Annotated in this window: 6 protein-coding genes and 1 pseudogene; 4 read left to right on the top strand and 3 right to left on the bottom strand. The window is 69.1% G+C overall.

Annotation, left to right across the window (positions count from 1 at the left end; translation table 11 throughout):
• A pseudogene (locus D7V77_RS37695) lies at positions 1-619 on the bottom strand (hypothetical protein); the annotation flags it as partial.
• Positions 620-791: 172 nt separating this feature from the next.
• Here D7V77_RS37695 and D7V77_RS37690 point away from each other — a divergent pair.
• The 4 genes from D7V77_RS37690 (at position 792) to pyrF (ending at position 5,817) form a co-directional block, all read left to right on the top strand.
• Positions 792-2,030, top strand: coding sequence for an arylsulfatase (locus D7V77_RS37690; RefSeq protein ID WP_120581073.1), 1,239 nt, complete (start codon positions 792-794; stop codon positions 2,028-2,030).
• A 140-nt stretch (positions 2,031-2,170) separates the two neighbouring features.
• Positions 2,171-3,985, top strand: a complete 1,815-nt coding sequence (locus D7V77_RS37685; protein ID WP_120581072.1) for a hypothetical protein — start codon at positions 2,171-2,173, stop codon at positions 3,983-3,985.
• Between the two features lie 204 nt (positions 3,986-4,189).
• Positions 4,190-4,951, top strand: a complete 762-nt coding sequence (locus tag D7V77_RS37680) for an SDR family NAD(P)-dependent oxidoreductase (RefSeq protein WP_120581071.1) — start codon at positions 4,190-4,192, stop codon at positions 4,949-4,951.
• A 14-nt stretch (positions 4,952-4,965) separates the two neighbouring features.
• Positions 4,966-5,817, top strand: a complete 852-nt coding sequence (pyrF, locus tag D7V77_RS37675; RefSeq protein WP_120581070.1) for an orotidine-5'-phosphate decarboxylase — start codon at positions 4,966-4,968, stop codon at positions 5,815-5,817.
• A gap of 40 nt (positions 5,818-5,857) precedes the next feature.
• Here the strand turns inward: pyrF and D7V77_RS37670 are convergent, their stop codons facing one another.
• A complete protein-coding gene (locus tag D7V77_RS37670) occupies positions 5,858-8,431 on the bottom strand; it encodes a penicillin-binding protein 1A (RefSeq protein WP_120581069.1) in 2,574 nt (857 codons plus the stop codon).
• Between the two features lie 30 nt (positions 8,432-8,461).
• Positions 8,462-9,172: RluA family pseudouridine synthase (locus D7V77_RS37665; RefSeq protein WP_147452287.1), on the bottom strand; the 711-nt coding region annotated here is incomplete at its 5' end.

The following is a 9,172-nucleotide window of genomic DNA, read 5'->3' as shown; positions in this document are numbered from 1 at the left end:
GCCCTGCCTGCTCCACCAACCCCAACAGCCAGGCGGAGTCCTCGCGCAGCGTGGACTCGACGCCCACCACCAGCCCCCGGCCCACCTTCGCGGCCACCTCCTCCCCCAACGGCACCACGCCGCGCGCGTCCTCCAGGATGGCCGGCAGGGAGTCGTGCAGCTGCTCCGTGGCCGCCTTCACCACGCCTCGGGCCATCACCTGGGCGCGCTCGCCGGGTGTGTGGATTTCATCCGTGCGGGAGTGCGCGAACCGCACCACTTCGTCGAAGAGCTGGTTGAGGCGCTCCACGAAGCCATGGAGCGGCAAGCCTCCTTCGTTCCACTCCCGCTCCAACGCCTTCAGCGCCCCCTCCGTGGCCGCACCCGCCAGCAACTCGGTCGCTCCCGCCGACGCTCCCGGTTCGCGCTCAGCGGCTTCGTGCGCCATGCGACTCAGCACCGTGAGCAGGTCCTGGAGCAAGGTGTTCAACTGACCGTGGCCGTCGGGTACCTCCTCGCGCAGCCCGTCCGCCGTGCCACGCACCACGCCGGTCGCGATCTCGGTCGCCACCATGCGCTGCAGTGACAACGTCAGGTTGCGCAGCGCATCGATGGGTCCCGTGCGGCCCGCGATTCCCATCGGTACACCTGTCCTTTCAGAGGGGGTTCCCCTGGAGGATGAGAACTCCTGTGCACCGGGGCAATGACATCCAGCCACGCCCTCCGCACGCCACCCCGCTCCCCTTCCGGTTGTCCGCCGCCCGCCGCGCCCCCATCCCTACGCGCGAACACAAACACCGGAGCGTGCCTGCATGGCGACGAAGCCCGCGAAGAAGAAGCAGCCCAACATCCTGGTCATCTTCGGAGACGACATCGGCTACTGGAACCTCAGCGCCTACAACCTGGGCGTCATGGGCTATCGCACGCCGAACATCGACCGGCTGGCGAAGGAGGGCGCGCTCTTCACGGACTACTACGCCCAGCAGAGCTGCACCGCCGGCCGCGCGGCCTTCATCACCGGGCAGTGCCCCTTCCGCACCGGCCTCACCAAGGTCGGCATGCCGGGCGCGAAAGTGGGCCTCCAGCCGGAAGACCCGACCATCGCGGACCTGGTGAAGCCCCTGGGCTACATGACCGGCCAGTTCGGCAAGAACCACCTGGGCGACCGCGACGAGTTCCTGCCCACCGTGCACGGCTTCGATGAGTTCTTCGGCAACCTCTACCACCTCAACGCGGAGGAGGAGCCGGAGAACGTGGACTACCCCAAGGACCCCGCGTTCCGGCAGCACTTCGGTCCGCGCGGCGTGCTCAAGAGCAAGACGGACGGCAAGGGTGGCCAGACCGTGCAGGACACCGGCCCGCTGACGAAGAAGCGCATGGAGACCGTGGACGAGGAGTTCCTCGGCGCGACCCTGGACTTCATCGACCGCGCCCAGAAGGACCAGAAGCCCTTCTTCATCTGGTTCAACACCACCCGCATGCACATCCACACGCACCTGAAGAAGGAGTCCCAGGGCAAGACGGGCATCGGGCTCTTTCCGGACGGCATGGTGGAGCACGACGGACACGTGGGGCGGCTGCTCGACAATCTGGACCAGCTGGGCATCGCGGACGACACCATCGTCGTCTACACCACCGACAACGGCGCGATGACGAGCATGTGGCCTGACGGCGGCATGACGCCCTTCCGCGGAGAGAAGGACACCAACTGGGAGGGCGCGTTCCGGGCCCCGTGCGTCGTGCGCTGGCCCGGCGTCGTGAAGCCCGGCACGCAGATCAACGAGCTGTTCTCCTCCGAGGACTGGCTGCCCACGCTGGTCGCCGCCGCGGGCGAGCCGGACGTCGTGCGGAAGCTGCTGGAGCGCTCCGAGGACTCCGTCGGCTACTTCTCCTGGATGATCGACCGTGCCTTCGTCCTGGTGCCCGCACAGGCGATGGTGGGCCGGTTCCTGGCCACCTTCCGGGAGTTCCCGTCGCGCCAGCACCCGTCCAGCTTCTCCATCGACCAGGTGATGGCGACGATGGAGAACGGCGCCGCCCCCGTCCACTGAGGACGGCCCGCGGCGCGGAGGCGGGCGCTACGCCTTCGCGCCGCGCTGGACGGTGTTTCCAATCCATCTTCGCGAGGAAACACGCCTTGTGCGTCCCGGGAGTATGAGTCATCCAGGGCCCCTTCCCGGAACCTCGCGACATGACCGTCTCCCCTTCCCCGGACGTGCAGGACGCAGCCCCTAATGGCAGGCGCTGGCGCCGCGTCGCCCTGTGGGCCGTGGTGGCGGTGGCGGGGCTGGAGGTCGCCATCAACGTCGCGCTCAACACGGGCGTCACCCAGGCCATCATGGGCCGCGCGACGGACCGCACGCAGCTGACGTGGCAGCGCGCGTGGTGGCTGTGGCCCGTGGGCCGGCTCCACCTGAAGGGCTTCACGCTCACCCAGCAGGACTCCAACGTCTGGTGGAAGGTGGAGGTGGACGCGCTGGAGGCGGGCATGTCCCTCACGGGCCTGCTGCGCAAGCGCGTGGACGTGGACGGCATCGACGGACACGGCGCCAGCTTCCACCTGGAGCCGTCCGGCGTGCCCGAACAGCCGTCCGACTCGAACAGCAAGCCCTGGGTCATCCACCTGAAGGACGTCACGCTGCACCAGGTGCGCGAGCTGGACTTCAGCCGCGTGCGCTTCGTGGGCGCGCTGGACGTCACCGGCACGCTGAACCTCCAGTCCCGCGAACGGCTCCAGGTGGACCTGCCCTCGGTGCGCGTGGCCGAGGGCTTCATCGAAGTGGACGGCAACCGCGTGGCGCGGCTGGAGTCGCTCGACTCGCGCGCCCGGCTCGACGCGCCCTTCCAGGCCGACCAGGGCTACGACCTCTCCAAGGCCCTCGGCGGCCAGGTGAAGACGCGCATCGACGTGCTGCCGCTGGACTGGATCAACGACCAGCTGGGCGCGAGCGCCCCCGTGTCGCTGCGCGGCGGCGCGGGACGGGTGGACCTGGACGTGCGCATGGAGCGCAACACGCTGGAGCCGGGCAGCCAGCTCAAGGCCTCCGGTGAAGCGCTGGAGCTGCGAGCAGGCCCCGTCCGGGCCCGGGCTCCGTGGAGCCTCCAGGCGTCCATGGACGAGGCGCCGAAGGGACAGCCGTCAGGCTCGCTGCGACTGGCCTTCGCGCCCGTGCAGGTGTCGGGCCCCAAGGGCTACGACCTGGACGTGCCAGAAATCGCCCTCACCGTGAAGGCCCGGCGGCGTGAAGGTCGGCCCGGCCTGGACCTGGAGCCCGAGCTGCGCGTGGCGAAGAGCAAGCCCCTGGACCTGCGCGTGCTCAATCCCTGGCTGGGCCAGACGCTGGAAATCGACGCCGGCCACGTGACGGTGCGCAGCGAGGAGCCCTCCAAGGGCGCGAAGGCGCGCAACGCCCTGGAGCTGCGCATGGACACGAACCTCGTCTCCGGACGCATGGGGCCCAACAAGGTCCTGCTGCGCGCGGAGGTGGAGGTGGACGCGCGGCACCTGTCCTGGGACATGACGGAGCTGGGCTTGAGCGGGACGACGCTGCGGCTCAGGGACGTGTCCTCCAACGGCAACGTGCCCATCCGCGCCTGGAGCGGGAACTTCACCCTGCCGCGCGCCAGCCTCTCCCTGTCCCCCACGGTGCTGAAGGCGCGCTTCGCGAGCCAGCTCACCGACACGCAGCCCATCGTCGCGCTCATCACGTCATCCAAGAAGCTGCCCGGCTTCCTCACGTCCCTGCTCAACATCCCGAAGGTGGAGGTGACGGGGCAGGTGCAGATCGACGAGCGCGGACTCCAGCTGCGAGAGCTGAAGGCGAAGGGCGAGGGCTTCTCGCTGGAGGGCCACCTGGACCTCGTGCAGGGCGACATCACGGGCGCCCTGCTGGCGTCGCTGGGCGCGGTGACGGGCGGCATCGAACTGCGGCCCGGAAAGCATGACCTGCACCTCCTGAAGGCGACGGAGTGGTTCAAGCGCCAGCCGGTGCCCCCGTTCCGCTGAAGCCCCGTCACCGGGGAGGATGGGCCTGGGAGTCGGCGGGTCTCACGTAGGCCCGGAGCAGGTCCAGGTCGTCGTCCACCACCCAGGGTGTCAACGCGTTGGCGACAGCACCTCGTCCTCCGGTGGGGGGAAGGTGTTTTGCGTGCCCTCGGACGCGCAACCGTGCGACAAGGCGGGCCGCTGCGACACCCTTCGGAGGACGGCATGGCGGAGATGACCTACCGGACGGCGCTGGTGACTGGCGCCTCGAGCGGCCTGGGACGTGGACTGGCCCTGTGGCTGGCGAAGCACGGCGTGCGCGTCTTCGCGACGGGCCGGCGGCTGACGCACTTGCAGGCTCTCTCCGCGGAGGCCCAGGCCGCGGGCTGCGCGGTGGAGCCCATCGTCATGGACGTCAGCGCCTCGGAGGCCTCCCAGGAGCGCATCCGCGCCATCGACGCGGAGTGCGGCGGGCTGGACCTGGTGGTGGCCAACGCCGGCATCGGCGGGCCCACGCACGGCAAGCGCATGGACTGGGAGCGCACGCGCTCCATCATCGACACCAACGTCACCGGCGCCGCCGCCACGCTGTGCGCGGTGCTGCCGCAGATGGTGGAGCGCCGCCGGGGCCACATCGTCGGCGTGTCCAGCCTCGCGGGGATGCGGGGGCTCGCGGGCCACGCCGCCTACTCCGCGTCCAAGGCCTTCCTCGCCACCTTCCTGGAGAGCCTGCGCGTGGACCTCAAGGGCACCGGCGTCCAGGTGACGTGCGTCTACCCGGGCTTCGTGAAGAGCGAGCTCACCGCGAAGAACACCTTCCCCATGCCCTTCCTCATGGAGACCGAGGACGCGGTGGAGCGCATGGGCCGCGCCATCTTCACGGGCGCCGCGGAGGTGAGCTTCCCCTGGCAGCTGGCCACGCCCATGCGCTTCTTGAAGGTCATGCCCAATCCGCTGTTCGACGCCACCGCGCGCCGGTTGAAGTGAGCGGAGGCCCTCCCATGACGACCCCTTCCTTCGCACAGCGCTTCGCGAAGCTCGCCGACGAGCGCTCCCCCTTCTGTCTGGGCCTGGACCCGTCCCGCGACGTGCTCGCCCGCTGGAACCTGCCGGACACGGTGCAGGGCCTGTCCGACTTCTGCGACCGGCTGGCCGACGCGTCCGGAGAGACGCTCGCGGTGGTGAAGCCCCAGAGCGCCTTCTTCGAGCGCCACGGCCCCGAAGGGCTCGTCGTGCTCCAGCGCGTGCTCAAGCGCTTCCGCGCCGCCGGCACGCTCACGCTGCTGGACGTGAAGCGCGGCGACATCGGGTCCACCATGGACGCCTACGCGGAATCACTGTTCGGCAAGGGCAGCGCCTACGACGTGGACGCCGCCACCTTCACCGCGTACCTGGGCCTGGGCGCGCTGGCGAAGACGGTGGAGCGCGCGCGGGCACACGGGGCCTGCGCCTTCGTGGTGGTGCGTTCGTCCAACCCGGAGGGCGTGCCCGTGCAGAACGCCGTGGGCGGCGACGGGCGCACCGTGGCCCAGGCCGTGGCGGACGGCCTGCGCGAGCTGAACGAGAAGGCCGGCCCCGGAGTGCTGCCCGCGGGCGCGGTGATGGGCGCCACGCTGCCTCCGGCCGACCGCGACGTGGTGGAGCGGCTGGGCGGCGCGCTGCTGCTCACGCCGGGCATCGGCTCGCAGGGCGCGGGCTTCGGGGACTTGCCCAAGCTCTTCTCCGGCCGCGAGCGGCAGGTGCTGCCCACCGCCGCGCGCTCCGTGCTGGAAGCCGGCCCGGACGTGGCCGCGCTGAAGAAGGCCCTGGAAGCACATCAGGCGCCCTCGCGTACGTTCCGCGAAGGCGCCTGAAGGGCACTGCTCTCAAGGCTGAGTCGACGAGGCGCGCGGGCTACTGCGCGCCCATCATGAACTGGTCCACGCCGACCTGGTTCTTGTCGGGCACGGCCTCCTTCGGCTCGGTGCCCTTCTTGAAGAACATCAGCTCCGCGCCCTTGGCTCCGGGGCTGGACACCTTGCCCGTCTTCTTGTCGATGTAGAGCCGAGCCAGCTGCATGGACTGCCAAGGGTAGAACTCCGACTGGGGCCGGCCCTCCAGCGCGCGCTTCATGTAGTTGAGCCAGATGGGCAGCGCCGCGCGGCCACCCGTCTCATAGCGGCCCAGCGGGTGCGGGTTCAGGTCGTAGCCCACCCACGCCACCGTCACCAGGTCCTTGGTGTAGGCCGCGAACCACGCGTCGAAGGAGTCGTTCGTCGTGCCCGTCTTGCCCGCCGCCGGCTTGCCCAGCTTCTGCGCGGGACCGCCGGTGCCCTGGAGCACCACGCCGCGCAACAGGTGCGTGAGGATGAAGCCCGTCTCCGCGCTCATCACCTGCTCGCCCGGCTCGAAGAGGCGCGCGTAGCCCGCGGCCACGCGGTCCTGGAGCGGGGCCCACGCGTCGTCGAACGCGGTGTGGTCCTCCAGCGTGCGCCCGAAGCGGTCCTCCACCTTGCGGATGAAGTACGTGGGCTTCTTGCGGCCGTAGCGGTTGAAGGTCGCGTACGCGCTGGCCAGGTCGAACGGGTACACGCAGGACGAGCCCAGCGCCGCGGAGAAGTCCATGTTCATGGGCGTGGTCAGGCCCAGCTTCTTGGACCAATCCGACATGTTGTGCACGCCCACCGCGCCGAACGTCTTCACCGCGGGGATGTTCATGGAGTTCACCAGCGCCGTGCGCAGCAGCACGTCACCCACGAACTCCTCGCTGTAGTTGGCCGGCTTCCACGACACCTTGTTGTCCGGGTCGTGCTCCACGATGGGCGAGTCCACGATGACGGTGGCCTCCGTCCAGTTCAGCTGCTCCAGCGCCGCCGAGTACACGAACGGCTTGAAGGACGAACCCGGCTGACGGCACGCCTGGAACGCGCGGTTGAACTCGTTGTCGTCGAAGTCGTAGCCGCCCACCATCGCGGTGAGGTACTGGCGATGCGGGTCGATGGAGACCAGCGCGCTCTGCGCCTCCGGCGTCTGCTCCAGCCGGAAGAGCTTCACGCCCTCCTCGGGGATGTCCTCCGCCAGCTTCTTGTCCCACTGCTCCTTGTCGTCCGTGAGCTCCTTCTTCACCACGTTGCGAAGCACCACCACGTCACCCACCGCCACGGCCTTCTTGACGGAGGTGATCATGCTCGCCGGGTAGTAGCTCTCCGGGTTCACCTTGCGCGCCCAGCGCATGCCCAACAGCGGCAGCCGGCCCTGGTGCGGCCCCACCTGCACGTCCGCGCCCTTGCCGTCGTCGTCGATGCGGGTGACGACGCCCATGTAGAGGCGGTTCTCGACGAGCTCTTCCTTGCCCATCGCCTTCTTCGCCTTGGCGATGAAGGCGCTGCGCTCAGGCTCGGTGGCCAGCTGCATCACCGGACCGCGCCAGCCCTGGCGCTTGTCCACGGACATCAGGCCGTCCAGCACGGAGTCCTGCGCCGCGCGCTGCCGCTCGCTGTCCATGGTGGTGAAGACCTTGAGGCCCTCCTTGAGCAGCACGGGGTTGCCGTAGCGGTCCACCACGTCCTTGCGCACCTGCTCCACGAAGTACGGGGCGAACTCGTGGAAGACGTCCTCCACCGGGTACACCTTCACGGGCTCCGCGTTGGCCTGATCATGCTCGGCCTTGGAGATCATGCCTTCGACCAGCATGCGGCCCAGCACGTACGAGCGGCGCTTCTTCGCGGCCTCCGGACGCAGGAAGGGCGAGTAGCGGCTGGGCGCCTGGGGCAGGCCCGCGATGAGCGTCATCTCCCCCAGCGTCAGGTCGCGCACGTCCTTGCGGTAGTAGTTCTCCGCCGCGCTCTGCACGCCGTAGCTGTGGTGCCCGAGGAAGACGTTGTTCAGGTAGAGGTAGAGAATCTCTTCCTTCGTCAGCGCCTGCTCCAGCCGGAAGGCGAGGATGGCCTCGCGAATCTTGCGCTTGGGCGTCTTCGCGGTGGCCTCCTTGTAGCCCTCCGCGGAGATGAGGACCGCCTTCGCGGTCTGCTGCGTGAGCGTGGAGCCGCCCTGCACGCCGCCGGCGCGCAGGCCCAGCTTCGTCATCACCGTCTTGGACACGGCGCGCGTGGTGCCCAGCACGTCCACGCCGAAGTGGTCGAAGAAGCTGGAGTCCTCGCTGGCGATGAACGCCTGCACCAGCCGCTTGGGGATGCGCTCGTAGGGCACCACCTTGCGCCGCTCGTTGTAGAACTCGCCCGCGAGCACGGCGTCGTCGGTGTAGACCTCCGTGACGATGGGCGGCCAGTACTCGTCCACCTTCGGGATGGCGGGCAGCCCGTCGGAGAAGACGTAGTAGGCGCCCACGACGGCGAGCACGCCCGCGGTGGCGCCCATGAGGCCCAGCACGGCGACGAGCTTCATCAAGCGCAAGAGGATGTTGCGCTTGGGCGGAACGCCGTCGAGCACCAGCTTGGAGCGGCTGCGGTCAATCTTCGGATCGGCCATGCGTGTCGTGTCGAGTCCTGGGCTCAAGGCTTAGAGGAGCGCCGCCCGCTTCAGCACGTCCGTCAATTCGGCTGGCATGGGGGTCTCCACGACGACCCTCCTGTCATCCTCGGGGTGCGGAAATTCGATGCGCTCGGCGTGCAGGAACAGACGTTTGAGCCCCCAGCGCGCCCGCACGTCGCGGTTGAAGGCGAAGTCTCCGTACTTCTTGTCACCCGCCACCGGGTGGCCCACGGCGACCAGGTGTCTTCTTATCTGATGAGTGCGCCCGGTCTCGATGGTGCAGGAGAGGAGGGCTGCCTCGCTCGACTGGCGCACGACCTTCCACCGGGTGACGGCCTCCTGCATGTTCACTCCCCGACGGGCCTTGGATTCGGCCGTCTGCTGGTGCTCGGCGAGCGGCAGGTCGATGACACCCGAATCCCTGGGCATCTTCCCCTTCACCAGGGTCAGGTAGCGCTTCTTCGGGTGGCCGTGGGTGAAGATTTCCGTGAAATGCACCATCGCCGGGCGCCGCTTGGCCACCAGGATGACGCCGGAGGTCTCCCGGTCCAGGCGGTGGGCGGGTGAGGCGGTGAAGTCGTTGCGGGTGGCCTTGGGGCCCAGGTAGGCGCGGACGTAGTCCACCAGGGTGCCCCCGGTGATGCCGCTACCGGTATGGACGGCCATTCCGCTGGGCTTGTCCACGGCCATGAGCCAGTCGTCTTCCAACAGGATGACCAGCCGGGAGGGGTCTACCGG

The sequence above is a fragment of the Corallococcus sp. CA041A genome (genome assembly GCF_003612075.1).
In the GTDB taxonomy this organism is placed as follows: domain Bacteria; phylum Myxococcota; class Myxococcia; order Myxococcales; family Myxococcaceae; genus Corallococcus; species Corallococcus exiguus.
This window is presented reverse-complemented; position numbering and strand designations above follow the sequence as displayed.